Source organism: Streptacidiphilus sp. MAP12-20, assembly GCF_041262525.1.
GTDB lineage: Bacteria > Actinomycetota > Actinomycetes > Streptomycetales > Streptomycetaceae > Streptacidiphilus.
Genome location: NZ_JBGCCK010000006.1, coordinates 291,384 through 315,394, shown reverse-complemented (window position 1 = coordinate 315,394; position 24,011 = coordinate 291,384). Strand labels below are relative to the sequence as shown.

General features: G+C 71.6%; 27 protein-coding genes. 17 read left to right on the top strand and 10 right to left on the bottom strand.

What is annotated here, in order from left to right; genetic code table 11:
* Window position 1 precedes the first annotated feature (1 nt).
* From ABIA32_RS10765 to ABIA32_RS10755, 3 genes are read left to right on the top strand one after another with little or no spacing between them, the layout of a single operon-like run.
* Complete coding sequence (locus ABIA32_RS10765) at window positions 2-718, top strand: ABC transporter permease (protein WP_370093773.1); 717 nt, start codon at window positions 2-4, stop codon at window positions 716-718.
* Between the two features lie 31 nt (window positions 719-749).
* Window positions 750-1,988 carry a sensor histidine kinase gene (locus ABIA32_RS10760; protein WP_370093772.1) on the top strand — a complete coding sequence of 413 codons (1,239 nt, stop codon included), beginning with the start codon at window positions 750-752 and terminating at the stop codon, window positions 1,986-1,988.
* Window positions 1,985-2,590, top strand: coding sequence for a response regulator (locus ABIA32_RS10755; RefSeq protein WP_370093771.1), 606 nt, complete (start codon window positions 1,985-1,987; stop codon window positions 2,588-2,590). The genes ABIA32_RS10760 and ABIA32_RS10755 overlap by 4 nt, the downstream gene beginning before the upstream one ends.
* A gap of 158 nt (window positions 2,591-2,748) precedes the next feature.
* Here the strand turns inward: ABIA32_RS10755 and ABIA32_RS10750 are convergent, their stop codons facing one another.
* Window positions 2,749-3,639 (bottom strand): transglutaminase family protein, encoded by an 891-nt coding sequence (locus ABIA32_RS10750; RefSeq protein WP_370093770.1) that lies wholly within the window; start codon window positions 3,637-3,639, stop codon window positions 2,749-2,751.
* Window positions 3,639-4,607, bottom strand: a complete 969-nt coding sequence (locus tag ABIA32_RS10745; RefSeq protein ID WP_370093769.1) for a GNAT family N-acetyltransferase — start codon at window positions 4,605-4,607, stop codon at window positions 3,639-3,641. Before ABIA32_RS10745 ends, ABIA32_RS10750 begins: the two co-directional genes overlap by 1 nt.
* 184 nt (window positions 4,608-4,791) lie before the next feature.
* On the opposite strand from ABIA32_RS10745, the gene fdxA reads away from it, so the two are divergent.
* Together fdxA and dapC are read left to right on the top strand one after the other, a co-directional pair.
* A complete protein-coding gene (gene fdxA, locus ABIA32_RS10740; protein ID WP_370093768.1) occupies window positions 4,792-5,112 on the top strand; it encodes a ferredoxin in 321 nt (106 codons plus the stop codon).
* A gap of 5 nt (window positions 5,113-5,117) precedes the next feature.
* Window positions 5,118-6,266, top strand: coding sequence for a succinyldiaminopimelate transaminase (dapC, locus tag ABIA32_RS10735; RefSeq protein WP_370093767.1), 1,149 nt, complete (start codon window positions 5,118-5,120; stop codon window positions 6,264-6,266).
* Window positions 6,267-6,417: 151 nt separating this feature from the next.
* Here the strand turns inward: dapC and ABIA32_RS10730 are convergent, their stop codons facing one another.
* Window positions 6,418-7,149, bottom strand: a complete 732-nt coding sequence (locus ABIA32_RS10730; RefSeq protein ID WP_370093766.1) for a hypothetical protein — start codon at window positions 7,147-7,149, stop codon at window positions 6,418-6,420.
* A 315-nt stretch (window positions 7,150-7,464) separates the two neighbouring features.
* Complete coding sequence (locus ABIA32_RS10725) at window positions 7,465-8,466, bottom strand: heavy metal transporter (protein ID WP_370093765.1); 1,002 nt, start codon at window positions 8,464-8,466, stop codon at window positions 7,465-7,467.
* A gap of 208 nt (window positions 8,467-8,674) precedes the next feature.
* Between ABIA32_RS10725 and dapE the strand changes: the two genes are divergently transcribed.
* Entirely contained in the window at window positions 8,675-9,766 is a 1,092-nt protein-coding gene (gene dapE / locus ABIA32_RS10720) for a succinyl-diaminopimelate desuccinylase (RefSeq protein ID WP_370093764.1), read from the top strand.
* Window positions 9,767-9,844: 78 nt separating this feature from the next.
* Window positions 9,845-10,669: a TIGR00730 family Rossman fold protein gene (locus ABIA32_RS10715; RefSeq protein ID WP_370093763.1), complete on the top strand. Its 825-nt coding sequence runs from the start codon at window positions 9,845-9,847 to the stop codon at window positions 10,667-10,669.
* An 18-nt stretch (window positions 10,670-10,687) separates the two neighbouring features.
* Here ABIA32_RS10715 and folP read toward each other — a convergent pair whose 3' ends face one another.
* Window positions 10,688-11,563, bottom strand: a complete 876-nt coding sequence (folP, locus tag ABIA32_RS10710; protein ID WP_370093762.1) for a dihydropteroate synthase — start codon at window positions 11,561-11,563, stop codon at window positions 10,688-10,690.
* An 86-nt stretch (window positions 11,564-11,649) separates the two neighbouring features.
* On the opposite strand from folP, the gene ABIA32_RS10705 reads away from it, so the two are divergent.
* A complete protein-coding gene (locus tag ABIA32_RS10705; RefSeq protein WP_370093761.1) occupies window positions 11,650-12,078 on the top strand; it encodes a DivIVA domain-containing protein in 429 nt (142 codons plus the stop codon).
* On the top strand, window positions 12,075-12,653 hold the full coding sequence (locus tag ABIA32_RS10700; protein WP_370093760.1) for a DNA-3-methyladenine glycosylase I: 579 nt from the start codon (window positions 12,075-12,077) through the stop codon (window positions 12,651-12,653). The genes ABIA32_RS10705 and ABIA32_RS10700 overlap by 4 nt, the downstream gene beginning before the upstream one ends.
* A gap of 144 nt (window positions 12,654-12,797) precedes the next feature.
* On the opposite strand, the gene ABIA32_RS10695 is transcribed toward ABIA32_RS10700, so the two are convergent.
* Window positions 12,798-13,598 carry an enoyl-CoA hydratase-related protein gene (locus ABIA32_RS10695; protein WP_370093812.1) on the bottom strand — a complete coding sequence of 267 codons (801 nt, stop codon included), beginning with the start codon at window positions 13,596-13,598 and terminating at the stop codon, window positions 12,798-12,800.
* A gap of 345 nt (window positions 13,599-13,943) precedes the next feature.
* Here ABIA32_RS10695 and ABIA32_RS10690 point away from each other — a divergent pair, with 345 nt between their 5' ends.
* On the top strand, window positions 13,944-14,111 hold the full coding sequence (locus ABIA32_RS10690) for a DUF3117 domain-containing protein (protein ID WP_075003713.1): 168 nt from the start codon (window positions 13,944-13,946) through the stop codon (window positions 14,109-14,111).
* A gap of 89 nt (window positions 14,112-14,200) precedes the next feature.
* On the opposite strand, the gene ABIA32_RS10685 is transcribed toward ABIA32_RS10690, so the two are convergent.
* On the bottom strand, window positions 14,201-14,866 hold the full coding sequence (locus ABIA32_RS10685; protein ID WP_370093759.1) for an O-methyltransferase: 666 nt from the start codon (window positions 14,864-14,866) through the stop codon (window positions 14,201-14,203).
* A gap of 186 nt (window positions 14,867-15,052) precedes the next feature.
* Between ABIA32_RS10685 and sigE the strand changes: the two genes are divergently transcribed.
* The 5 genes from sigE to ABIA32_RS10660 all read left to right on the top strand — a co-directional run bounded on the left by sigE (window position 15,053) and on the right by ABIA32_RS10660 (window position 19,646).
* Complete coding sequence (gene sigE, locus ABIA32_RS10680) at window positions 15,053-15,877, top strand: RNA polymerase sigma factor SigE (protein ID WP_370093758.1); 825 nt, start codon at window positions 15,053-15,055, stop codon at window positions 15,875-15,877.
* Window positions 15,874-16,803, top strand: a complete 930-nt coding sequence (locus ABIA32_RS10675) for an anti-sigma factor (RefSeq protein ID WP_370093757.1) — start codon at window positions 15,874-15,876, stop codon at window positions 16,801-16,803. Before sigE ends, ABIA32_RS10675 begins: the two co-directional genes overlap by 4 nt.
* 134 nt (window positions 16,804-16,937) lie before the next feature.
* Window positions 16,938-18,332, top strand: a complete 1,395-nt coding sequence (locus ABIA32_RS10670; RefSeq protein WP_370093756.1) for a S1C family serine protease — start codon at window positions 16,938-16,940, stop codon at window positions 18,330-18,332.
* Window positions 18,333-18,444: 112 nt separating this feature from the next.
* A complete protein-coding gene (locus ABIA32_RS10665; RefSeq protein WP_370093755.1) occupies window positions 18,445-18,900 on the top strand; it encodes a sec-independent translocase in 456 nt (151 codons plus the stop codon).
* Window positions 18,901-18,986: 86 nt separating this feature from the next.
* The gene (locus ABIA32_RS10660; RefSeq protein WP_370093754.1) at window positions 18,987-19,646 is read left to right on the top strand and encodes a hypothetical protein; all 660 of its coding nucleotides are present in this window, start codon (window positions 18,987-18,989) and stop codon (window positions 19,644-19,646) included.
* Window positions 19,647-19,888: 242 nt separating this feature from the next.
* Here the strand turns inward: ABIA32_RS10660 and ABIA32_RS10655 are convergent, their stop codons facing one another.
* A complete protein-coding gene (locus tag ABIA32_RS10655; protein ID WP_370093753.1) occupies window positions 19,889-21,043 on the bottom strand; it encodes an Mrp/NBP35 family ATP-binding protein in 1,155 nt (384 codons plus the stop codon).
* A gap of 101 nt (window positions 21,044-21,144) precedes the next feature.
* On the bottom strand, window positions 21,145-21,666 hold the full coding sequence (locus tag ABIA32_RS10650) for a hypothetical protein (RefSeq protein ID WP_370093752.1): 522 nt from the start codon (window positions 21,664-21,666) through the stop codon (window positions 21,145-21,147).
* A 262-nt stretch (window positions 21,667-21,928) separates the two neighbouring features.
* On the opposite strand from ABIA32_RS10650, the gene ABIA32_RS10645 reads away from it, so the two are divergent.
* Both ABIA32_RS10645 and ABIA32_RS10640 read left to right on the top strand, forming a co-directional pair.
* A complete protein-coding gene (locus tag ABIA32_RS10645) occupies window positions 21,929-22,876 on the top strand; it encodes a DMT family transporter (protein WP_370093751.1) in 948 nt (315 codons plus the stop codon).
* 10 nt (window positions 22,877-22,886) lie between these two features.
* Complete coding sequence (locus tag ABIA32_RS10640) at window positions 22,887-23,504, top strand: suppressor of fused domain protein (RefSeq protein WP_370093750.1); 618 nt, start codon at window positions 22,887-22,889, stop codon at window positions 23,502-23,504.
* A 7-nt stretch (window positions 23,505-23,511) separates the two neighbouring features.
* Here ABIA32_RS10640 and ABIA32_RS10635 read toward each other — a convergent pair whose 3' ends face one another.
* Window positions 23,512-23,991 (bottom strand): hypothetical protein, encoded by a 480-nt coding sequence (locus tag ABIA32_RS10635; RefSeq protein ID WP_370093749.1) that lies wholly within the window; start codon window positions 23,989-23,991, stop codon window positions 23,512-23,514.
* Window positions 23,992-24,011 lie beyond the last annotated feature (20 nt).

Below are 24,011 nucleotides of genomic sequence, written 5' to 3'. Positions count from 1 at the left end.
CATGTCGCAGCTGATCAAGCTCGAGGTCCTGCGGGTGCTGCGCAACCGCCGCTACCTCTTCTTCACCGTGCTCTTCCCGGTGATGATGTTCTACTTCTACGCCACCGGCTTCAAGAACCAGATGTTCAACGACATCTCGTACAAGACCTACTACATGGTCTCGATGGCGACCTTCGGCACCGTCGGCGCGGCTCTCAACACCGCGATGCGGATCTCGCTGGAGCGCAAGAGCGGCTGGACCCGCCAGCTGCGGCTGACCGCGCTTCCCGGCTGGGCCTACGTGCTCTCCAAGGTGGTCGCCGCGGGCGTGGTGACGCTCCCGGCCGTGCTGGCCGTCTTCGGCATGGGCGCCGTGGAGGGCGTCCGGCTCTCCGCCGGTACCTGGCTGGGCATGGGCCTGCTGGTCTGGGCGGGCGGCTTCGTCTTCTCGGCGGCGGGCGTGGCGCTCGGCTACGCGGCCGCTCCGGACGCGGTCCAGCCGATCACCATGATCGGCTACATGGGCATGGCGTTCCTGGGCGGGGTCTGGTTCCCGCTCACCGGCGGGTTGAAGTCGATCGGTCAGTACACTCCGATCTACCTCTACAACGAGCTGGCGAAGTCCCCTCTGAACGGGGTCTCGGTGGGCGCAGGGCAGGTGGCCGGACTAGTCGCCTACCTCGCGGTCTTCGCGGCCCTCGCGGCCTGGCTCTACCAGCGCGACCGCAAGACCATCTGACGAGGGCCGGTTTGACGAGGGGCATGACGCGATGAGCGAGGAACGGCCGGTCGGCCCGCGGATCGGCGTACCGCCCGAGAACCGCCGGCAGATGTTCGTCAAGCTGTGCTGGACTCTGCTGTGGCTGATCTACCTGGCCTACCCGGTCGGCGACCTGCTGAGTGGTGATCACACCACGGCAGGGACGGTCTTCGGCTGGGCGATGCTGACCGGCTTCCTCGCCTGCTACGTCTACCTGATCCTGCGGCGCCAGGTCGCGGGAACGGCGCTGCCGTGGGCTCGCTGGCAGGGCGGGGTCCTGCTGGCGATGCTGACCCTCTCGATCGTCACCACCCTCGGGCTGAACAACAACTGGCTCGCGTTGTTCAGCTACACCGCGATCTCGGCGGGGGCGGTTCTGCCGGCCCGGTATGCCTTCTACGGGGTGCTCGGCACGGCCGGTCTCCAGTTCGGGCTCGGCATCGCGACCCACACGCCGGGCAGCGAGCTCTCCGGCATCGTCATCAGCGCGATGCTGGGCGGCCTAGCGATGACCGGCCTGCAACGACTGGTCTGCACGATGCAGGAACTGCGCGAGGCGCGGCAGGCGGTGGCCGCGCTCGCAGCCTCCGACGAACGCCTGCGGCTCGCCCGCGATCTGCACGACCTGCTCGGCCACTCACTCTCGCTGATCACCCTGAAGACCGAGCTGACCTCGCGCTTCATGGACCAGGAGCGCTACCCCGAGGCCCGCGAGCAGGTCGCGGACATCGAGAAGGTCTCCCGGCAGGCCCTGGTCGACGTCCGCGAGGCGATCGGCGGCTACCGCCGCCCGAAGCTCGCGGTCGAGCTCGCCGCCGCCCGCACGGCGCTCACCGCGGCGGACGTCGCCATCGACGCGCCGCTCTCGCTCGCCGACCCGCGTCCTGGTCTGGACGCCGAGGCGGAGGGCGCCCTCGGCTGGGCGCTGCGCGAGGCGGTCACCAACGTCGTCCGTCACAGCAACGCCTCGCAGTGCCGGATCCGTCTGATCGAGGACCACGCGCCGATCGGCGGTGGCGGCGGCCGGGTGCTGACCCTCGAAATCCTCGACAACGGCGGCAGCCAGGGCAAGCACAGCTCCCCCGGCAACGGCCTCACCGGTCTCGCCGAGCGCCTCGCCCTGACGGACGGCAGGCTGGACGCGGGCCCGGCCAAGGGCGGCCACGGCTTCCTGCTGCGCGCGACGGTCCCGCTGCGTGAACCGATCACTGCCGATGCCGAGCCTGTGGCCGGTACCGTGCAGGAGTGATCAGAGTTCTACTTGCCGAGGACCAGGGGATGGTCCGGGAGGCGCTGGCGGCGCTGCTCGGGCTCGAGGGGGACATCGACGTCGTGGCGCAGGTCGCCCGCGGCGACGAGGTGGTCCCGGCAGCGCAGGCCCACGAGGTCGAGGTGGCCCTGCTGGACATCGAGATGCCGGGCCTCACCGGCATCGAGGCGGCGGCGCTGCTGCGGAAGGCGCAGCCGGGGGTGAAGATCGTCGTGCTGACCACCTTCGGCCGCCCCGGCTACCTGCGCCGGGCGATGGAGTCGGGCGCGGACGCTTTCCTGGTGAAGGACGCCCCCGCGTCCCAACTCGCCGAGGCGATCCGCAGGGTGCTGCGCGGCGAGCGGGTCATCGACCCGGTGCTCGCGGCGGCGGCCCTGGCGGATGGCGCGAACCCCCTGACGTCCCGCGAGCGCGACGTCCTCTCCGCGGCCGCCGACGGCTCGGCGAACGCGGACATCGGCGCCCGCCTCCACCTCTCCGAGGGCACCGTCCGCAACTACCTCTCCGCGGCGATCCAGAAGACCGGCGCCCGCAACCGCACCGAAGCCGTGCGGCTCGCCCTCGAAAAGGGCTGGCTCTAGACAGACGGTCAGTTGCACCTCCTCAGGGGCGCGGGGAACTGCGCGACAAGCCACCCAGGAGGTGGGCCGCCGAACGTGCAGGGCCATCCGCACAGGGTGGTTGCTCGCGCAGTTCCCCGCGCCCCTGAGGAGGTGCAACTGGTCCTCTGTGTAAGGGTTCAGTTCAGGCGGTGGCGGGAGGCTTTCGCCTCGAGGCGAACCCGCGCTGCCGAGTCAGGGTCGAAGGCGTCGAGGATGGTGGCGTAGTCCTCCATCTCAGCGGCGCCCTCCAGGAAGTGACCCGTCTTCACCAGCAGTTCCGCGCGCTCCAAGCGCAACTGCGCCGGATGCCTGGGCAGCAGCAGCGACAGCTCCGTCGCCCACAGCTGCGTGCGCGCATGCTCGGGCCGCGCCGCGGCCCAGTTGCGGATGTTGGAGAGCACCCGCAGCACGATGTCCAGTGGTTCCGCCGGCCGCAGCAGGTCGGGGGAGAGGCGGTAGCCCGCCTCCGCGACTAGCTCCGCCGCCTCGTCCATGGACAGCAGCTGCCCGCCGCGGAACGCGTCAACGAGCACGTGGTCGCCCGAAGGATCGCCCACGCCGACCACGAAGTGGCCCGGCAGGCCGATTCCGTAGACCGGCAGGTCGGCCAAATCGCCGACCGCGATCCAGACCGCGCTGACCGTGATCGGCAGCCCGCGGCCCCGGCGCAGCACCTCGTGCAGCAGGGAAGACTCCAGACGCTTGTAGACGCCGGGGCCGCCGCGCAGGTCCGCCGAGCCCGCCAGCACCCCGGCCAGGACGGCAGCCGTCTCCGCCGCGCCCTGCGGGGCTCGCTCGCGGACGGCCGCGCCGACCCGCGCGGCCAGCCGGTCCAGGGCCCGCAGCGCGGGCGCGAGCGCCTCGTCGATGCGGCCGTCCGCTGCCTCGAGATCGACCTCGAAGCCCATGAGCAGACACAACAAGGCGAGGTCCGGCCGTTCCTCGCGCGCCTCCTCGGCGAACCGCGCTCTGCTCTCCTCGCTCACGGGCGAGGATTCTATGCGCGCGGACACCACCTGAGCCCGCATCAGCCTCCCGAGCGGTTCTCGATCATGGAGAGCTGCGCGTAGCAGTAGCGGTAGGCCGTGTCGAAACCCAGCTTGTCGTAGAGCGCGCGGGCGCGCGCGTTCTCCTCCTCGACCTGGAGGTAGGCGCCCGTCGCGCCCTCCTCGGCGGCCCGCGCGGCGAGCGCGGCCATGATCGCGGTGGCCAGGCCCCGCCGCCGCGCTGCCGGGACCACCTCTATCGCTCCGAAGCCGGCCCACTGCCCGTCCACCACGCAGCGGCCGATCGCGGCCGGGCCGTCGCCGATCTCCGGCAGCGTCACCGAGGCGAACCACACCGAGGGGCCGCTGTGCAGCAGCGCGAGCGCGGCCTTCTCCTTGGCCGGATCGCCGCCGACCCGCTGGTAGCGCGAGATCCAGCCCGCGTCCGCCGCGCGGAAGAGCCGGACATCCTGCTGAACCGTCGCTGCGCCGACCAGCCGGGCCAGCGGGGCGGTCCGCACGAAGGTCCCGGCCTCCTTCGCACCGCGCTCCGCGAGCGCCGCCTCCAGGGCCTCCGGCGAGCCCGGTGTGGTGATCTCGACGAAGGCGGGCAGTCCGCGGGCCGCGTACCAGGCCTGGACCCGGTCCAGCGCGTCCGCCAGCGGCAGGCCGGGTTCGCCGAGCGTCTGCGTGGAGTTGCCCCGGCGGGTGAAGCCTGCCGAGGCGCGCAGCATCCACGCTCCTAGCGGCTCCTGCTCCAGCGCCGACCAGCCGCGTGCCGCGATCCGCTGCAGCTCGGCCGGTTCGCGCAGCTCAGGTGCCGTGGCCGAGCGCCGCACCGGCGCCGGCGGCACCGTCTTCCCCGCCACCAGCTCCGCCTCCGGCAGCTCCACCGGATCGCCCGCGCGATTCACGACGATGAGCACGCCGGCGTCCCACGATGTGAGCACGCCAAGCGTGTCGCTGAACTGCGGACGCCCGTCCAGGACCCCGACAACACGCCGGACCATGACACGTCGTCCCAGGTCAGAGGGGTCGAGCCGGAACCCCGAACGGTCGGGTCCGCTACCTTGGGACGTCATGACCGCCACCTCCGTTACATCCAGTGCCTTCGACCGGCGATACTAGGGGCGGGCATCGACGACGCCGCGCTTCCCTTGCGCGTATGCAGCCCCTACGAGGAGGAATGACAGCGTGACCTACGTCATCGCGCAGCCTTGTGTCGACGTGAAGGACAAGGCGTGCATCGAAGAGTGCCCGGTCGACTGCATCTACGAGGGCCAGCGGTCCTTGTACATCCACCCGGACGAGTGCGTCGACTGCGGCGCGTGTGAGCCGGTCTGCCCGGTCGAGGCCATCTTCTACGAGGACGACACCCCGGACGAGTGGAAGGACTACTACAAGGCGAACGTCGAGTTCTTCGACGACCTCGGCTCGCCCGGTGGTGCCTCCAAGCTCGGTGTGATCGACAAGGACCACGCGTTCATCGCGGCCCTGCCGCCGCAGAACCAGTGACCCCCGTGACCTCGTCGCACGACAGCAACGCCGCGCCGTCCCTCCTCGGAGGGGCGGCGCGCCGCGTCTCGGCGCTGCTTCCGCCGTTCCCGTGGGACCGGCTTGAGCCCTACAAAGCCACCGCCTCGGCGCATCCGGACGGCATCGTCGACCTCTCCGTCGGCACACCGGTCGACCCGGTGCCGCAGCTGATCCAGGACGCCCTCGCCGCCGCCTCGGACAGCCCCGGCTACCCGACGGTCTGGGGCACGCCCGCGCTGCGGGACGCCCTGGTCGGCTGGGTGGAGGGCCGTCTCGGCGCGCGCGGGATCGGCCACGCCAACGTCCTGCCGGTGATGGGCTCGAAGGAGCTCGTCGCGCTGCTGCCCGGGCAGCTGGGCCTCGGGCCTGGCGATCGGGTCGCGTTCCCGAGGCTGGCGTACCCGACCTACGAGGTCGGCGCGCGCCTGGCCCGCGCGGACTACGTCGTCTACGACGACCCGACCGAGCTGGACCCGGAGGGGCTGCGCCTGCTCTGGCTCAACTCGCCCTCCAACCCGACCGGCCGCGTGCTGGGCGTGGACGAGCTGCGACGGATCGTGGCCTGGGCCCGGCGGCACGGCGTGCTCGTCGTCAGCGACGAGTGCTATCTGGAGCTGGGCTGGGAGGCGGAGCCGGTCTCGGTGCTGCACCCGGACGTCTGCGGCGGGTCCGTGGACGGGCTGATCGCCGTGCACTCGCTGTCGAAGCGGTCCAACCTGGCGGGCTACCGCGCGGCGTTCGTCGCGGGTGACGCGTCGGTGCTGGGCGAGCTCCTGGAACTGCGCAAGCACAGCGGCTTCATGGTTCCTGCGCCGGTCCAGGCGGCGACGATCGCAGCGCTGGGCGACTCCGCGCATGTCGCCGTGCAGCGCGAGCGGTACGCCGCGCGTCGCGCGGCCCTGCGGGAGGCCCTGACGGGCTACGGATTCCGCATCGAGCACTCGGAGGCGAGCCTCTACCTCTGGGCGACCAGGGACGAGCCGTGCTGGGACACGATCGCGGAACTGGCCAAGCACGGCATCCTCGCCGCGCCGGGCGAGTTCTACGGCGAGGCCGGCGCAAACTTCGTCCGGGTCGCCTTCACGGCGACGGACGACCGCGTCGCCGCGGCGGTGGCCCGCCTGCGGGCGTAGAGCGCCCGCGGGGCGCTCCAAAGGGGCGCGGGGAACTGCGCGAGCAACCACCGTGTGCGGATGGCCCTGCTCGCTGCGTGACTCACCACCTGGGGTGGCTTGTCGCGCAGTTCCTCGCGCCCCTTTAGGCGCCCCACGGGCGCCTAAAGCGTTACAGCAGGCCGCCGACGGGGAGGCCGTCGATCGGGAGACCGCTGAGTCCGGGGACCGCGCCGGTCACCGAGGAGAGCGGGGACTGGCCCGCGCCGCCGAGGCTGGGGAGGCCGCCCAGACGCTGGGCCGGGGCCGCCGCGGAGCGGGGGAGCGCGCCGCCCAGGGCGCCCTGCGCAGCACCCAGCGGGAGGCTGTTGACGGGCAGTCCGCTCAGCGGCAGCGCGCTCAGCGGACTGGCCTGGGTCGGCGGGGAGGCCGGCAGCGCCGCGGGGGCAGCCGCCGGAGCGGCGGGAGCCGCCACGGCCGGGGTGTCGCCGGCGACCGTGCCGGTGGCCGCCGCGGGAATCGCCCGGGTGACGCCCGCGCCGTGGGCCACGCTGACGGCCTGCGCCACGACGCCGACCAGCTGCATGGCGGACGAGCCCATCGAGCGGTTGGCCACCGGGACGGCCTGGCCGGCCGCGCTGCCCGCCGCGTCGGCGACCACGGGGAGGCCGTTGCTGACCGCCTGGCCGGCGCCCGAGCCGGCCAGCTCGCCGGTCTGGTGCGCGGTGTTCTCGACGGTTCCGCCCAGGTCGGGTGCGGAGTCGAGCCGGCTGAGTCCACCCAGGTCCGGCACCGCCGGCAGCGCGGGGGCGGCCTGCGCCGTGCCCGCCGCGACCGCCGGGACCGCACCGGCGGCGACGACGAGCGCGGCCTGGACGATCCGGCGCGAGAGGGGGAGAGACATGGTGCTCCTTGAGAAGGGACGACAGAACCCGTCCGCCGGGCGGACGTGGTGATTACCGCCTCAGGAGCAAGAAGGTTGCGGTCGAGCCAGGTAAAGAGTTCCCCAACATCGGATAATCTCTGTCCGCAAATGTCCTGTTGTAAAGACACGCGTCAGCCTTGGGGCTGAAAGGTTTCCGCGCAGTTCCCGCACGGGTTTTCTGCCCTGTCGTGAGAGATTTCGCCGAACTCGCCCCGAATGGCCGAATTCGTCAACCGGCCGCGATCTGGTTAACCCTCTGGTGGGGCCGTCGTACGGCCGTCTGTTGTCGTCGCGTCAGGCGGAGGCGACGGTCAGCCGGAGTCCGGACGTCGACGCGTCCGCGGAGGCGGTGCCCGCCGAGGCGGAGGCCGTGCCGACCCAGCCCTTGTCGGAGTCCGCGCTGGTCCAGCGCTTGCCGGCGTATTCGACAGCGGTGATGTGCAGGACCTGGGCGTGGGCCACCGACCACTGGGCCACCGCCCAGCCGTGTTGCGTCTGGTAGGAGCCGCTGCGCAGGCTCACCGCGAGCTGCTGCTGCGTCGGCGCGGTGGCAGCATTGCCGGAGCCGCTTCCCGTCGCCGGATCCGCGCCCAGCGCGGAGGTGCTCAGCACCCTGCCGAAGTCCTTCTTGAGCGCCGCAGCCAGATCGGTCGTGCCGGTTCCGGCCGCGGCCTTGCCGACGCTGTTCACACTGCAGGTCATCGCGGCGTGCACGCGCCCGCTGAGGGCGGAGGCCAGCGTGATCGCGTCAGCCTCGTGCTGCGCGTAGGCATCAGGGAAACCGCTGTGCTGTACGTCCTGCGCGGCCTGCGTCAGCGGCAGCTGCGCGTAACCAGGGATCTCCACCAGCTTGTCGAGGAACTTGTTGGTCGCGTAGACCGGGTCGGCGATCTGCGTCGGCGTGCCCCAGCCCTGGGACGGGCGCTGCTGGAACAGGCCGATCGAGTCGCGGTCGCCGCCGGTGAGGTTGGTGAGCCGGGACTCCTGCATGGCGGTGGCCAGCGAGATGGTCACCGCGCGCTCGGGAAGGTTGCGAGCTGTGGCGACCGCCGCGATCGTGCTGGCGTTGCGCATCTGGTCGACGCTGAGCTGGACGATGCCGTCGGAGGTCTGGACCTGGCAGCCCTCGGCGATCGGGCCGGGGAGCAGGTTCCTGCCCTTGCTCACCAGCAGGGTCACCACGACGGCGGCGACGACCAGCAGCACCACCAGGGGCAGGCAGGTCAGCCAGCGGCGGCGTCGCCGCTGCTTCGGGGGGACCTCGCCACCCGTGCTCATCATCTCGCTCAGACTCACCCCGGCGTCCCTCCTCCGGTCCGTCCTGCTCCAGCGGCACTTCCGGCCGGAGCGTTCGACCGGTTCGGCCGACTCGTCACCCTACCGACTGGGACGGCCAGGTCGGGACTACGGTTCGCCTGCGTATCTGTGACCTGCGCCGCGCTCGGAGCAGTGTCGGAGCAGCGCTCGAGCGAAGCGCGGCCGAAGGCACGTACGCTGGCTCTTCATGAGCAGCCCTCTCACGCCCGAGTCCGCCGTCCCCGAGCTCGACCTGAGCATGACCGGTGGGGAGCTGACCGCAGCCCTGGTCGACATCCCCTCGGTCAGCGGCTCGGAGAAGCTGATCGCCGACCTCGTCGAGAGGGCGCTGCGCAAGCTTCCGCACCTGACCGTGGAGCGCGACGGCGACGCGGTGATCGCCCGGACCAACCTCGGCCGCGCCGAGCGGGTCGTGCTCGCCGGGCACCTGGACACGGTGCCGATCGCCGACAACCTGCCCTCCCGCGTGGAGGGCAATCTGCTGTACGGGTGCGGTACCTCGGACATGAAGTCGGGCGTCGCGGTGCAGCTGCGGATCGCGGCCACGGTGCCCGAGCCGAACCGGGACATCACCTTCGTCTTCTACGACTGCGAGGAGGTCGAGGCGCGCCGCAACGGGCTCGGCCGACTGGCCCGCAACCACCCCGACTGGCTGGCCGCGGACTTCGCGGTGCTGATGGAGCCGAGCAACGCCCAGGTCGAGGGCGGCTGCCAGGGCACACTCCGCGCCGAGATCCGTACCACCGGGCAGCGCGCGCACTCGGCGCGCAGCTGGCTGGGCGAGAACGCGATCCACAAGGCCGCGCCGATCCTCGCGCGCCTCGCCGCCTACGAGGCGCAGCGGGTCGAGATCGACGGCCTGGAGTACCACGAGGGCCTCAACGCGGTCCGCATCGAGGGCGGCGTGGCCAACAACGTGATCCCGGACGAGTGCCTGGTCGTGGTGAACTTCCGGTATGCCCCGAACCGCTCGCCGGAGCAGGCCACGGCCCACGTCAAGGAGGTCTTCGACGGCTTCGACGTCGTCGTCACCGACTTCGCGGCCGGGGCGCTTCCCGGCCTGTCGAACCCGGCCGCCGCGGCGTTCGTCGAGGCCACCTCGACCACCCCGACGGCCAAGTTCGGCTGGACCGATGTCGCCCGCTTCTCCGAGCTCGGCATCCCGGCGGTCAACTACGGCCCCGGCGACCCGAACTACGCGCACAAGCGCGACGAGCACTGCTCGCTCTCCGCGATCGAGGAAGCCGAGAAGCGGGTCAGCGCCTGGCTCCAGTCCTGAGCCGGTCTGCGGTGAGCCGCCGGGGTTCTGTCCCTAAATACGCCCGTCTGCTCGTTGATCGTCGTACGCTGCGGAGGTATGACAGACGACCGCAGCAACCAGCCCGTCGACCCCGCCAACGGTCCTGATCAGGTCCGCCTGCGCGGCAAGGTCCGGACGAAGCACCGCGGCCCGGTCCTGCTGCGTGGGGACCAGGTGGACAGCAGCACCACCGACCAACGCCTGCTGGACTCGGCCGACCCGGCCGACTGGCTGCACACCGACCCCTGGCGGGTCATGCGGATCCAGTCCGAGTTCGTCGAGGGATTCGGCGCCCTCGCCGAGCTCGGCCCGGCCGTCAGCGTGTTCGGCTCGGCCCGCACGCCGGTGGACTCGGACGAGTACCGGGCCGGCGTCCGGATCGGCCACGCACTGGTCGAAGCCGGCTACGTGGTGATCACGGGGGGCGGTCCGGGCGCGATGGAGTCGGCCAACCGCGGCGCCTACGAGGCGGGCGGAACCTCGGTCGGGCTGGGCATCGAGCTCCCCTTCGAGCAGGGTCTGAACGACTACATCCACGTCGGTCTGAACTTCAGGTACTTCTTCGTCCGCAAGACCATGTTCGTGAAGTACAGCCAGGGCTTCATCGTGCTCCCGGGCGGCTTCGGCACCCTGGACGAGCTGTTCGAGGCGCTGACGCTGGTCCAGACGCACAAGGTCACCAGGTTCCCGGTGATCCTCTTCGGCACGGAGTACTGGTCGGGCCTGCTCGACTGGGTCAGGAACACCCTGATCGCCGAGGGCAAGGCGTCCCCCGGCGACCTGGAACTGATCCAGTGCACGGACTCCGTCGAGGAGGCCGTCAAGATCCTCGAAGTCAGCCGCACCAACGGCCACGCCCAGCCCGCCCACAGCCCGGAGTAACCGGGCGGCGGCCAGGCCCTACGCCAGCCCCCGGCGGGCCACCGCCGGGGGGCGGGTGCCGCGGATGGAGGCGACCATGTCGAGGACCTGGCGGGTCTCGGCGACCTGGTGGACCCGGTAGACCTGGGCGCCGAGCCAGGCGGAGACCGCGGTGGTGGCGAGCGTGCCCAGCAGGCGTTCGCCGACGGGCTTGTCGAGGGTCTCGCCGACGAAGTCCTTGTTGGACAGCGAGACCAGCACCGGCCAGCCGGTCGCGGTCATCTCCGGCAGTCGGCGGGTCGCCTCGAGTGAGTGCCGGGTGTTCTTGCCGAAGTCGTGGCCGGGGTCGATCAGGATGCTCTCGCGCGGCACGCCGAGGGCCAGCGCCCGCTCCGCCTCGCCCGCGACGGTGCGCTCCAGGATGTCTGCCATGACATCCGGGTATTCGACCCGGTGCGGCCGTGTACGCGGTTCCGCCCCGCCCGCGTGTGTACAGACCAGTCCGACGCGATGCTTCGCGGCGACCTCCGCAAGCAGCGGGTCGACGCCGCCCCAGGCGTCGTTGAGCAGGTCCGCGCCGACGGCGCAGACCGCCTCGCCGACCTCGTGCCGCCAGGTGTCCACACTGATCACCACCTCGGGGTGGCGTTCACGCAGGGCCGCGACGAAGGGCACGGTCCGGCGCAGTTCCTCCTCGACGGTGACCTCGTCGCCGGGTCCGGCCTTGACGCCGCCGATGTCGAGGATGGCCGCACCCTCGGCGACAGCCCGGTCCGCGGCGGCGAAGGCGGCCTCGTCGGCGAAGGTCGCGCCCTGGTCGAAGAAGGAGTCGGGGGTGCGGTTGACGATGGCCATGATCACCAATTCGTCCGGGCCGAAGCTGCGCGGACCGAGTTTCAGGGTCGTGCGGGCCATGCGTCCTCCCGGGCTGTTACGCAATGATGGCTGTCATACGTTTGGGGCTCGTCCATGATCCCCCACCGGCAGCCTGGAGTGGGCCTGTGTTCTGGTTGATCCTCGTCCTGATGGTGCTGGTCGTCGGCGCGGCGGCGCTGGCGGCGCTGGGTGCGGGCGGCTCGCTGCCGGACGCCGAACGGGACCGGCTTGCCGCCCGCCTGCCCGAGGACCGGCCGCTGGCCCGCTCGGACATCGACGAGCTGCGCTTCCCGATGACCGTGCGCGGCTACCGCATGGACGAGGTCGACGACACGCTCGACCGCCTCGCGGCGGAGCTGTCGCAGCGCGAGCACCGCGTCGCCGAACTGGAGTCCGCGCTCGCCGCGGCGCTGGCCGCGCCCGGCGCGGCGGGCGCGGTGGCGACGGAGCAGCGGGTGACGTACCTGCCCACGCTCCAGCTCGGGAAGGCCCAGGAGCCGACGCAGGAGCAGGCGGGGGAGGCCCCCGAGGACCGCAAGGGCGAGCAGCAGTGAGCGAGGCGATCCGCGGCGAGGACGGGCTGCTGCGCTGCCCCTGGGGCCTGTCGGCACCGGACTACGTCGAGTACCACGACACCGAGTGGGGCCGGCCGGTTCACGGCGACGCCGCGCTGTACGAGCGGGTCTGCCTGGAGGCGTTCCAGTCCGGGCTGTCCTGGATCACGATCCTGCGTCGGCGTGAGGGCTTCCGGAGGGCGTTCCACGGTTTCGCCCCTGAGGTGGTGGCGGCGTACGGGGACGCGGATGTGGAGCGCCTGCTCGCGGACGAGGGCATCATCCGCAACCGGGCCAAGATCCTCGCCACGATCGCCAACGCCCGCGCCCTGCTGGAGCTGGACGGCGCCCACGGCACCAGCCTCGACGCCCTCATCTGGGACTTCGCCCCGGACCCGGCCCCGCCCGCGCCCAAGTCCCTCTCGGACGTCCCCGCGGTGACCCCTGAGTCGACGGCGCTGGCCAAGGAACTGAAGCGCAAGGGCTTCCGCTTCGTCGGCCCCACCACCGCCTACGCCCTCATGCAGGCCTGCGGCCTGGTCAACGACCACCTCTCGGACTGCTTCGCTCGATGAGGTAGTTGCACCTTCAGGGGCGCGAGGCTCTGCTTGATTCACTGCGTGCGCGACAAGCCACCCATGTAGCTGGCGCACCGAACGCGCAGGGCCATCCGCACAGGGTGGTTGCTCGCGCAGTTCCCCGCGCCCCTGACGGAGCGCTCACCGGCCGGTGAAGCGCGGCTTCTCCTTCGCGAGGAAGGCCTGGACGGCAATGCGGTGGTCCGCCGCCGCGCCCGCCATGGTCTGGAGTTCGTCCTCCTTCGCGAGGGTCTCCACGAGAGAGTGCGAGGCACCGTACGCCAGCGAAGCCTTGATCGCGCCGAAGGCGACCGTCGGGCCGTCCGCCAGGCCGCGGGCGAAGGCTCGCGCGGTCTCCGCCAGCTCCGACCCCGGGACCACCCGGTGCGTCAGTCCGAGGGCCAACGCCTGCTCGGCCTTCACGGTCTGAGGGAACATCAGCAGTTCGGTCGCCTTCGCATGCCCGACCAGACGCGGCAGCGTCCACGACGCGCCGGAGTCCGCCGTGAGCGCCACCCCCGCGAAGGAGGTGTTGAAGCCGCCGTGCTCCGCGAGGAGCCGGAAGTCGCAGGCCCAGGCCAGCGCCGCGCCCGCGCCCGCCGCCACGCCGTTGACCGCCGCCACGACCGGCTTGCGCATCGTCGCGAGCGCCGTGACGAGCGGGTTGTAGTGCTCGCTCACGGTCGACAGCGCCGGCTCGCCCGTCTTCTCGGCCGCTTCGAGGCGGCCGACGTGCTCCTTGAGGTCCTGGCCGACGCAGAACGCGCGGTCGCCCGCGCCGGTCAGCAGGACGGCGCGGACCGCCGGGTTCTCCGCCGCGTCGATCGCGGCGTCGCGCAGGGCGACCTTGGTCGCGGTGTCCAGCGCGTTCATCGCCTCGGGGCGGTTGATCGTCAGGGTGGCGAGCCCGTCCTCGATCTCGTACAGCACGCTGTCGGCCACGTCCGTCTCCTCCTGCTCGTCCCGGTTGTTCCCGGTCAGCATGACGGATCCGATACGCCGGAGAAGATGTGACGTAGGCCACTTTCTCGTCGAGTCGTGAGGGGACGCGAGCGGGGCTCACATGGCGGCAGGCCCCCGGCGCGCGAGGGGAACTGAGGTGCGGTCGGCGTGCGCGTTCGAGTCTTGAAGGACGTGCACGGAGTGGCCCCCGGGGCTGCCGAGATGAGTGATGTTGGTCATCGGACCGTTGAATGCGGGATACTGGTTCTCCGATCAGAGCGTTCGAAACCCAGCGGTGGACGGGCCGCGGGTTCCGGTGGAGCAGGTGCAGGAAGGGGAACGAGCATGGCGGCCATGAAGCCGCGGACGGGCGACGGCCCGCTTGAGGTGACCAAGGAGGGGCGGGGCATCGTCATGCGCGTTCCGCTTGAGGGCGGGGGACGGCTCGTGGTCGAGCTGACGCCCGACGAGGCCGAGGCGCTTGGTGACGCCCTCAAGAAGGTGTGCGGCTGAGCTGCACCTCCGCTCAAGTCTTCCGCCGAAGGCCCCTGTTCCGCGAGGAACAAGGGCCTTCGGCCTTTCCCGTAGGCCGGTGCGGACGTCTACCGCTTCACGGCGGCGAGCAGGCCGTCCCCGACCGGCAGCAGCGCGGGTACCAGGTCCGGGTGCTCCCGCACCGTGCGCACGAGCTCGCGGATCGCGTGCGTCCGCACGCCCAGCGCGCCCTCGAAGCAGACCGTTCCACCAGGTCGGAGCAGGCGCAACGATTCGGCAAGGTAGCCGATCGACTCGGCCGGATCGCCGTCGCAGAAGACCAGGTCGTACTGTCCGTCGGCGAGCCGGGGCAGGACGTCCAGGGCCGGTCCTGGGATCAGCCGGGCCCGGCTCGCGGCGAACCCCGCCGCGGCGTAGGCGTCCCGTGCCTGTCGTTGCAGGCCGGGCTGGACGTCGACGGTGGTGAGGACGCCATCCGGGCGCATGCCGCGCAGCAGGCAGATGCCGGAGACACCGGTGCCGGTACCGATCTCGACCACCGCGCGCGCCGCCGTCGCCGCGGCGAGCAGTCGCAGCGCGGCCCCGCTGCCAGGGGAGACAGGGCGGACCGAGGAGAGCTCCGACAGTTCACGGGCGCGTTGCAGCACCGCGTCCTCGACGGCGTAGGCGTCGGCGACGGTCGCGTCCGCTTCCCCGTAGCCGCTGATGCCTTCCTCCTGAGCTGTGCCTCGCCGTGCCGAGTCGCTGAGCCGTGCCGATCCGTGCCGGTCCATGTCGATTTCTGGCCACAGGTTAGTGGAGCCGGGCGGAACCGGGATCAACGCCCGGCCGTTGGAAACAGATGAGTGCCGCGTGTGAACGCGGTCGACGAGGTCCGCGACACACCGGGCGTGTACACAACGTCGCAGGTGGGTCGTATGGTGATTGGCTTTTATCCGGTGCTAACGGGTGGTGCGGATATGGTGGTGGCCCTGCTAGGCAGAAGAGCCGATCGAGGAGGTGTGGCTGAGGGGGGCGCTCGTTCGCGGCACTTTCGCGGCCCCGCGCCGGACCGTACGCCGAAGCCCGTGATGAGTGAGTCGCAGCCCGAGTACGCGCCCGTCGTCCAGACGGATTCGAACGGTCGGCCCGTCGTGGACGGACAGACTGCCACCTTCGACGAGCAGAGCGCGGCGGCTGCCTGGACCCCTCCCAGTTGGGAGGAGATCGTCCAGACCCACAGCACCCGGGTCTACCGCCTCGCCTACCGCCTGACCGGTAACCAGCACGACGCCGAGGACCTGACCCAGGAGGTCTTCGTCCGGGTCTTCCGTTCGCTCTCCACCTACACGCCCGGCACCTTCGAGGGCTGGCTGCACCGGATCACGACCAACCTGTTCCTGGACATGGTCCGCCGCAAGCAGCGGATCCGCTTCGACGCCCTGGCCGAGGACGCCGCCGAGCGGCTGCCCAGCCGCGAGCCCTCCCCGGCGCAGCACTTCCACGACACCCATTTCGACGCCGACGTCCAGCAGGCGCTGGACACCCTCGCGCCCGAGTTCCGCGCTGCCGTCGTGCTCTGTGACATCGAGGGGCTCTCCTACGAGGAGATCGCCGCCACCCTCGGTGTGAAGCTCGGCACCGTCCGCAGCCGGATCCACCGCGGCCGCGCGCACCTTCGTGCCGCCCTGCAGCATCGCGCCCCCGGCGCGAGCGAGGGCCGTGAGCGCCGCGCCGGCGTGGACGTCGACGCCGAGGCCGAACTGCTGGCCGCGGATGCGCTCGACGGGAGGCGATCGTCGTGAACGAAGAGCCTCGTCGGTCCCCGCGGCCGGAGGCGGCAGAGCTGCGCGTGACGCCGGTCTCCGTGGCCGTTCCCGCACCGGCTGCGCAGGAGCACCACCTGGGTGACCGCCTGGCCGCCTTCATCGACGGCGAGCTCGACCACGTCGCCCGGGAGCGCGTCCAGGCGCACCTGGCCACCTGCAGCGGCTGCTTGGCCGAGGCGGAGGCGGAGCGTCGGCTCAAGTCGCGGCTGCGCGAGGTGCCGCCGCCGGAGCCGAGCATGATCTTCACGAGCCGGCTGCTCGCGATCGCCGGTTCGGACGACCGCGACGACCACGACGCGGGCCCGCCGCCGCCCGGTTCGATGAGCTCAGGGCGCGTGCGCTCCCTCTTCGGGGGCTCGGGCTCGAGCGCCGCCTTCGGCACGTCCGGCGGGCTGGGCAGCGGGGGTCTGCGCGGCAGCAGCTTCGGTTCCGGCGCGCTCGGCGCGGAGCATCCGGTCCCCGGCGTCGACCCGCGGGCCCGCCGCGAGCGGTACCGCAGCCGTGAGAGCGGCGACGAGGGGGAGGGCGAACGCCCGATCGCCGCCCGTCTGCGCAGCGGCGTGGGCGTCGGCCTGCTGCCGACGCAGCCCGCACCCGCGGTCCCGGTCTCCCCGGCCTCCTCCGCCCCGCGTGGGCGGCGGCTGGTCTTCGCGGCGGCCGGAGCATTCTCCGTCGCGGCGGTCACCCTCAGCAGCGCCCTGACGGGCGTCTCGGCCACCTCGGAGGCGCCTTCGGGGGTCTCCCCGCTCTCCGGCACGGGCAATTACGCCCCGGCCGGCGGCCGGCTCGCCCTCGACAGCACCGGTTCCGACGCGCGGGTGGGTCCGGCGGCCAACCGTCCGGTGGCGCTCGCCCATCCCACCTCGGCCCCGACCGTGTTCCCGGCGGGTCAGCTCCGCTGACCTCCGGGTGTTTCGGGGTGCCGCAGATGCTCGGGTCATCTGTTCGTTAGCTGCGAAGATGTTCTGAGCCATAGCCCGGAACACCTCAAACCTGTTTCAATCGCCGTGGAAGCGGGCGTGAGGAGCAGGTCGGCATGGCAGCGGAGCAGCACGTCGAGGAGCGCCAGGCGGCTCCCGAGCGCGGCGACCGGTCCGGGCCGTCGTGGTGGAGCCACCCCGACGGGACGGGTGCGCAGCGCGAGGCCATCTTCCGGTCGCTCGCGGCATCCTCGACGCCACAGCAGGGGGTTCCGCCGGACGGCGGGCACGGCCCGTACAGCTCGGACGGCGCCGGTGTTCCCGGTCAGCGCTCCCGCATCGGTCGCCTCCGGCACCGCCGCGACCCGCAGTACCACTGCCGACCGACCCCCACGCCCCGCGAGCGTCCCCCGCTGCGACTGCGTTCACCGCGTGGTCTGACGATCGTCACGGTCGTCGTGGTCTTCGCCAGTCTGGTAGGCGGGGGACTGGGCGTGGCGATCGAGAGCGCGGTCCAGGGCGGTCGCCTCACTCTGCACCAGGCCCCGGCGCCCACGGCCGGCAAGCAGTCCAGCCACGCCGCCACCGTGCTCAGGGCCACCCTCCCCGGCGTGGTCTACCTGCAGGTCAGCATCTCGGGTGCCAGCAGCACCGGTACCGGCGTGCTGCTGGATGCGAACGGGAACATCCTTACGAACAGCCACGTCGTCGCGCCGCAGGGCCAGGACGGCAAGGTGACGGTCACCTTCAGCACCGGTCAGCACCACCCCGCCGCCATCGTCGGCAGGGACGTGGGCAGCGACCTGGCGGTCGTGCGGGTCACCGGGGTCTCCGGACTGGACCCGGCCGTCCTCGGCGACTCGGACGACGTGCAGATCGGCGACCCGGTGATGGCCGTCGGCGCGCCCTTCGGCCTGCGCGGCACGGTCACCTCCGGCATCGTCAGCGCGCTGGACCGGCCGATCGCCTCCGGCGGCCTCGACGCGCCCCCGGGCCGCTCCTACCTGGACGCCATCCAGACAGACGCCCCGATCAATCCGGGGAACTCCGGCGGCCCGCTGCTCGACGCCAGCGGCACGGTGATCGGGATCAACACGGTGATCCGCACCTCGGACCCCGACAGCTCCGATCCCTTCGGCAGCAGCAGCGCGAGTGGCAGCATCGGCCTGGGCTTCGCCATCCCGATAGACCAGGCGACCTCAGTCGCCGGCCAGCTGATCAACACCGGCAAGGCCGCTCCGCCCAGCATCGGGGTGACCCTGGACCGGGAGTTCCAGGGCGGCGCGAAGGTCACCTCCGTCCAGCGCGCGCACTCGCCGCTGCGCTCCGGCGACATCGTCACCGCGGTCGACACGGTGGCGGTGACCGACGCGGATGACCTGATCGGCCTGGTCCGCGGACGCAAGCAGGGCGGTGAGACAGTGCTCACGGTGCTGCGGGGCGGGCAGAGCCTGCCGATCGTCGTCAAACTCGTCGCGGCCCCCTCGGACACCACGTTCACCCGCGCCTGAGCCCGGCCAGGTCACCGGTTTTCACACGTGCGGTTCACCGGGGGGCAGGTCCGCCCGGGCGTCCGGGCCATTACGCTGGAGCCGTCATCACGTCACCAGGGGAGCCCACGGCATGTTCTTCGACATAGGACCACTTGAGCTGGTCGCGCTGGTGGTGCTTGCCGTGGTCATCTTCGGCCCCGACAAGCTTCCCAAGCTCGTCCAGGACGTGATGGGCTTCATCCGCAAGGTCCGCGAGTTCTCGGACAGTGCGAAAGAGGACATCCGCAAGGAGCTCGGCCCCGAGTACCAGGACTTCGAGTTCCAGGACCTCCACCCGAAGACCTTCGTCCGCAAGCAGCTCTCGCGCCACGGCGAGGAGTTCGGGCTCAACGAGATCCAGGAGCTGAAGAACGGCTTCGCCCGTGACGCGGCCGAGGCGACGGCCGCGGTGAAGTCGGTCCGCAACGACCCGCTGGCCAAGGTCGCCCCGGATCAGCCGGCGTCCTCGGCCCCAGCTGCAGCAGCGCCGGCGGCCCCGCCGCTGGCGAACGGTGAGCGTCCGCCCTACGACCTCGACGCGACCTGATCTTCCCGCCGCGGCTGCGGTACGCGATCGGCCCGCTCCGCCCCGGTATGGTTCTGCCGGGGCGGACCAGTAGGAGGAGGGCCGGTATGGACACGACGAGCCACGCCGTGGGAGATCAGCACGCCGAGACGGCGCCCGCGCGGCCTGTCGGGCCGAAGGCGCCGGGGTTCGCGGAGGCGGACTTCCCCTGGTACGCCCTCGACGACGCCTGGACCGGCCGCCGCTGGTACGGCGCCACGGGCACGTCGACCGACGGTCGGGTCGTGGACTACGGCTCTCTCGGCCACGGCGACGAGCCGGTCCGCTCCTACCTCGCGCAGGACCCCGCCGAGGGCCGACGCTTCGCCGTCGTGGTCACGGTCGCCCGCAGGGAGGCGCGACGCCTCGACAACGGCACCGGCATGCTGGAGGCGACGTCCGTGGCCTCCGCCGCGTGGCTGGCCGGCTCGGGGCTCCTGGCGGCGACGGAACACGCCCCGATGGAGCGCTCGCTGCGCCAGGACTGGCTCGACCAGCAGACGACCCTGGCCTGGGACCTCGCCGACGACATCGACGGCCCCGGCTGGTCCTCGCTCACCCTCCCGGTGAACGGCACGCCCCAGGCGTTCCGCTACCGCGAGTCCGAATACGGCTGGGTCCTCGCCGGCGACGCCCCCGGCGTCCACCTCGGCGCCTACGGCCGCGGCGTGAGCGCCTACGGCCTCGGCTTCACGACTGTCTCGGACTTCACGGGCTACGGCGCGTAGCCTTTCGGCTATCGAGTCAGTCGCAGCCAGCCAGGGACGCGGGGCTCTGTTGATCTCCGGCTCCGCGGCGTGGGTGCGACAGGTCACGACGGAGGGCCAGTTGCACCATCAGGGGCGCGGGGAACTGCGCGAAAAGCCACCGCGAGCGGATGGTCCTCAACGCGCAGGGCAATCCGCACAGGGTGGTTTCTCGCGCAGTTCCCCGCGCCCCCAGGTGATTGCAACTGGCCCTTGTGCCTGAACTAGAACTTGTTGCGCGGGGTCAGTCCCAGCGACATGCCCGAAAGCCCACGCTGACGGCTGGCAAGCTTCTGCGCGATCGCGCGCAGCGCCGCGCCCGCGGGGGAGTCCGGGTCGGAGAGGACGACCGGCTTGCCCTCGTCGCTGCCCTGGCGCAGCTGGACGTCGATCGGGATGTTGCCGAGCACCGGCACCTTCGCGCCGGTCGCGCGCGTGAGCGCGTCCGCGACGGTCTGGCCGCCACCCGTGCCGAAGACGTCGACCATTTCGCCACAGTGCGGACACGGCATGCCCGACATGTTCTCGATGACGCCGACGATCGTCTGGTGCGTCTGCAGCGCGATCGTCCCCGCGCGCTCCGCGACCTCCGCCGCGGCCTGCTGCGGGGTTGTGACCAGCAGGATCTCCGCGTTCGGCACCAGCTGGGCCACCGAGATCGCGATGTCGCCCGTGCCCGGCGGCAGGTCGAGCAGTAGGACGTCGAGGTCGCCCCAGTACACGTCCGCCAGGAACTGCTGCAGCGCACGGTGCAGCATCGGACCGCGCCACACCACCGGCGCGTTGCCCGGCGTGAACATCCCGATCGAGATCACCTTCACGCCGTTCGCCGACGGCGGCATGATCATGTTCTCGACCTGGGTCGGCCGGCCGTCCGCGCCCAGCATGCGCGGCACGCTGTGGCCGTAGATGTCGGCGTCGACGATCGCGACCTTCAGGCCCTGGTCCGCCAGCGCCGCGGCCAGGTTGACCGTCACCGAGGACTTGCCTACGCCGCCCTTGCCGGACGCGACCGCGTAGACGCGGGTCAGCGAGCCCGGCTTGGCGAAGGGGATCTCCTTCTCGGCCTGGCCGCCGCGCAGGTGCGCTGCGAGCTCCTGGCGCTGCTCCGCGCTCATCACGTCGAGCTCGACGTCGACCGAGGAGATGCCGGGGACGGCGGAGACCGCGTCCACGACGCGGCTGGTGATCGTCTCGCGCATGGGGCAGCCGGACACCGTCAGGTAGACCGCGACCTTCGCGGCGCCTGCGGCGTCCACCGCCACCGATTTCACCATCCCGAGCTCGGTGATGGGCCGGTTGATCTCCGGGTCCTGCACCGTCGCCAGAGCGGCGCGCACGGACTCCTCGATGGGGGTCGCCTGAGTGTCGGATGCCATAACGGAATGGTACGGCCGCGCGGCTCACCCGCTGACCCGCCGGTGGCGTGCACCAGGTCACACGAGCCGGGGCCAGCTTCAGACGAGCTCCTCCTCGCGCGCTACCGCTTCTTCTTGCGGCGCAGCAGCAGCCTGGGCAGGCCCTCCGGTACCGGCTCACGGGTCGTGGCGGCGGTGGGGACAGGCACGGCCGCGTGGTCGCTGTCGGGCATGGCGTCCGGATTCTCGACGCTGAGACCCTGCGGCACCAGGCGCAGCACGCGGCTCTCCGCGGCCCAGCGGTCGGTGACGCCTTCGTGGTCGAGGGAGTTCAGCCGCTTCGTCTTCAGCTCGTCGACGGCGGCCTGCCAGGGGGCCGTGAACGGAGTCAACAGTTCGACGGCGGCCCGGAAGGCGACCAGTCGGCCCCACTTGTCCTTGCTGCGCAGTGTGACAACCGCGTTCACACCCTCGGCCAGCCCACCGAGGGGCTGCTCGCCGCCGTCGCCGACGACCACGACTGCGTCGCCGACCCAGGCGTGCCACAGCGCGTGGTCCCGCCCTCCGTCGCTGCGCACCCACAGCAGTCCGGACTTCTTGGCCGCCTCCTCCACCAGGGCGCGGTCCAGCAGCTCAGCACTCATGCACACAGCGTATTGCGTCTGCTCCGACCTTTGGATGCACCTCCCAGGGGCGCGGGGAACTGCGCGAGCAACCCACTGCGTGCGGATGGCCCTGCGCGTTGAGGACCATCCGCACACCGGTGGCTTGTCGCGCAGTTCCCCGCGCCCCTGGGAGGTGCAACTGCTCGATTGCCCCCGGTAGCCGTGGATGCGCGTAGAAGTGGATCGGGTCAGTCCCCTAATATCGAAATGCCCCTTACTGGGTACATCCGAGGAGCAGCCCGTGTCGAGCACCGCTCAGAGTGCGCCCGCGTCCGTGACGAAGCCCGTGACGACGTCGGCCACCGCGCACCCTGATCTGGCCCTCGTGCCGCGCATCGACTTCGTGCTGCTCGCGCTCGCGGTCGCCGGCGTCGCGCTCTCCGCGCCGCTGATCAGTGCGATCGCCGCGCCCGCGGTCGCGATCGCGTTCTGGCGCAACTGCATCGCCACCGGCGTCCTCGCCCCGATCGCCTTGTTCCGTCACCGCGCCGAGCTGCGGGCCATGAGCCGCCGCACCGTCCTGCTGTCGCTCGCCGCAGGAGGGTTCCTCGCGCTGCACTTCGCGATGTGGCTGCCCAGCCTGCGGCTGACCTCCGTCGCCACCTCCACCGCCCTCTGCACCGCGACGCCGCTCTGGACGACCCTGTACCTCCGCCTGCGCGGTCACCGGCCGCCGCGCGTGGTCTGGGTCGGCATCGGGCTCGCTTTCGCCGGTGTCGTCCTGCTGACCGGATTCGACCTGACACTGTCGTCCCGAGCCGTCCTGGGCGACCTGCTGGCGCTCGGCGCGGGCATGGCCGCCTCCGGGTACTTCCTGCTCGGCAGTGAGGTCCGCCGGACCGTCAGCACCACCGCCTACACCTTCGTCTGTTACGCGACGACGGCCGCGCTGCTCCTGGTGGCCTGCCTGCTCTCCGGCCAGCGGCTGTCCGGCTACAGCGCGACCGCGTGGTGGCAGATCCTGCTGCTCACCGCGTCCGCGCAGTTCCTCGGCCACTCGCTCAGCAACCGCGTCGTACGCACGCTCGGCCCGTCCTTCGTCTCGACGGCGATCCTGCTGGAGACCCCGGGAGCCGCGCTGATCGCCGCCGTCTGGCTGGGCCAGCTGCCGCCCGTCGCGGTCTACCCGGCCGTGGCGATGATCCTCGCCGGCCTCCTGCTGATCATCCGGGCCGGACGGAAGTCGTAGGCTCTGGCCTATGTCGCACCCTGCCGCCTCGCCCGACTCCTCCGCGCCCGACGCCGTTCTCACCGCCGTCGAAGCCCGTCTGATCAGCACCTTCGGCGAGCCGGACGGCCGCGCCGCGGTCACCTTCCTGGGGACGGACCGGATCGAGGTGCTGCGCTTCCCGCAGGCCGACGGTCTCTTCCGCTACGCGACCCTCGGCATGTCGGCGGCGCCGATGGCCGATCCGACGGCCGTCGTCGCCGACCCGATCGCGGGCCCGCGTGCCGAGCTGGTCGTCACCATCCGCGGCGGACGCGACGAACTGCTCCGCCCGCTCGCCACCCTCGCGGCCTCGCCGCAGGTGGAGGGGCTCATCGTGGCACCGGGTGCTTCGCTGGACCTGGGTGAGCCGCTCTGGCCGGGCGCGCCCTTCACGGGCTTCCTCGTCGCCGAGCCCGGCGGTCTGGTCGAGGACCTCGAACTGCCCGAACCGGCCGAACCGGTCCGCTTCCTGCCGCTGCTGCCGATGACCCCGAACGAGGCGGCCCACAAGCGCGTTCACGGCGCCGCCGAACTTCAGGAGCGTTGGCTGCGCCACGGCACGGACCTGCGCGACCAGGCGCGCAGGTCCGTACCGCTCGGCGACTGACGGCGACTCAGCCCCGCGGGAAGTCGGCCGGAGTCTGCACCGCGCCGCCCTGGGCGGGGATCTGCGCCTGCGGCAGCGCGCCGAGGAGCTGGTCCAGCTCGGTGCGCCAGTAGCGGTTGATGTTGAGACGGGTCGGCTTCGCACCCGGGTTCAGCTCGACGTACATCGAGCTCCAGACGGAGGCGCGCTTGATCCGGCTGACCGGGAACGCCTCGCGCGGGAAGGCCATGACGACCTCCCCGGGACGGTTGGTGAACCGGTTGGCGGTGTTGACGACGACCGAGGTGTTGGTCAGCGTCAGGAAGTAGAACTTCCTGGTGAGCGCGACGACGAGCCCGAGCACCGGGACCTCGTCGAAGAGGGCGTTGAGCCACGGGCTCGGCCCGGTCTCCACGTGCACGCACGCGATGAAGGTCTCGCCCGCCGGAGCGACCTGCGAGAGCTTCTCGATGACCTGTTGCTTCTGCTTCGCACGGCGAATTGCCATGGTGATCCCGCCCCTGATGA

Coding starts and splice junctions, on each gene's coding strand:
- ABIA32_RS10750 (WP_370093770.1), bottom strand. CDS start 3,639: ATGCGGGCTCAGGTGGTGTCCGCGCGCATAGAATCCTCGCCCGTGAGC.
- ABIA32_RS10715 (WP_370093763.1), top strand. CDS start 9,845: ATGACAGACGACCGCAGCAACCAGCCCGTCGACCCCGCCAACGGTCCT.
- ABIA32_RS10685 (WP_370093759.1), bottom strand. CDS start 14,866: ATGGACCGGCACGGATCGGCACGGCTCAGCGACTCGGCACGGCGAGGC.
- ABIA32_RS10635 (WP_370093749.1), bottom strand. CDS start 23,991: ATGGCAATTCGCCGTGCGAAGCAGAAGCAACAGGTCATCGAGAAGCTC.
- ABIA32_RS10730 (WP_370093766.1), bottom strand. CDS start 7,149: ATGTCTCTCCCCCTCTCGCGCCGGATCGTCCAGGCCGCGCTCGTCGTC.
- ABIA32_RS10690 (WP_075003713.1), top strand. CDS start 13,944: ATGGCGGCCATGAAGCCGCGGACGGGCGACGGCCCGCTTGAGGTGACC.
- sigE (WP_370093758.1), top strand. CDS start 15,053: ATGGTGGTGGCCCTGCTAGGCAGAAGAGCCGATCGAGGAGGTGTGGCT.
- folP (WP_370093762.1), bottom strand. CDS start 11,563: ATGGCCCGCACGACCCTGAAACTCGGTCCGCGCAGCTTCGGCCCGGAC.
- ABIA32_RS10760 (WP_370093772.1), top strand. CDS start 750: ATGAGCGAGGAACGGCCGGTCGGCCCGCGGATCGGCGTACCGCCCGAG.
- ABIA32_RS10665 (WP_370093755.1), top strand. CDS start 18,445: ATGTTCTTCGACATAGGACCACTTGAGCTGGTCGCGCTGGTGGTGCTT.
- ABIA32_RS10640 (WP_370093750.1), top strand. CDS start 22,887: ATGTCGCACCCTGCCGCCTCGCCCGACTCCTCCGCGCCCGACGCCGTT.
- ABIA32_RS10670 (WP_370093756.1), top strand. CDS start 16,938: ATGGCAGCGGAGCAGCACGTCGAGGAGCGCCAGGCGGCTCCCGAGCGC.
- ABIA32_RS10660 (WP_370093754.1), top strand. CDS start 18,987: ATGGACACGACGAGCCACGCCGTGGGAGATCAGCACGCCGAGACGGCG.
- ABIA32_RS10765 (WP_370093773.1), top strand. CDS start 2: ATGTCGCAGCTGATCAAGCTCGAGGTCCTGCGGGTGCTGCGCAACCGC.
- ABIA32_RS10650 (WP_370093752.1), bottom strand. CDS start 21,666: ATGAGTGCTGAGCTGCTGGACCGCGCCCTGGTGGAGGAGGCGGCCAAG.
- ABIA32_RS10745 (WP_370093769.1), bottom strand. CDS start 4,607: ATGGTCCGGCGTGTTGTCGGGGTCCTGGACGGGCGTCCGCAGTTCAGC.
- ABIA32_RS10655 (WP_370093753.1), bottom strand. CDS start 21,043: ATGGCATCCGACACTCAGGCGACCCCCATCGAGGAGTCCGTGCGCGCC.
- dapE (WP_370093764.1), top strand. CDS start 8,675: ATGAGCAGCCCTCTCACGCCCGAGTCCGCCGTCCCCGAGCTCGACCTG.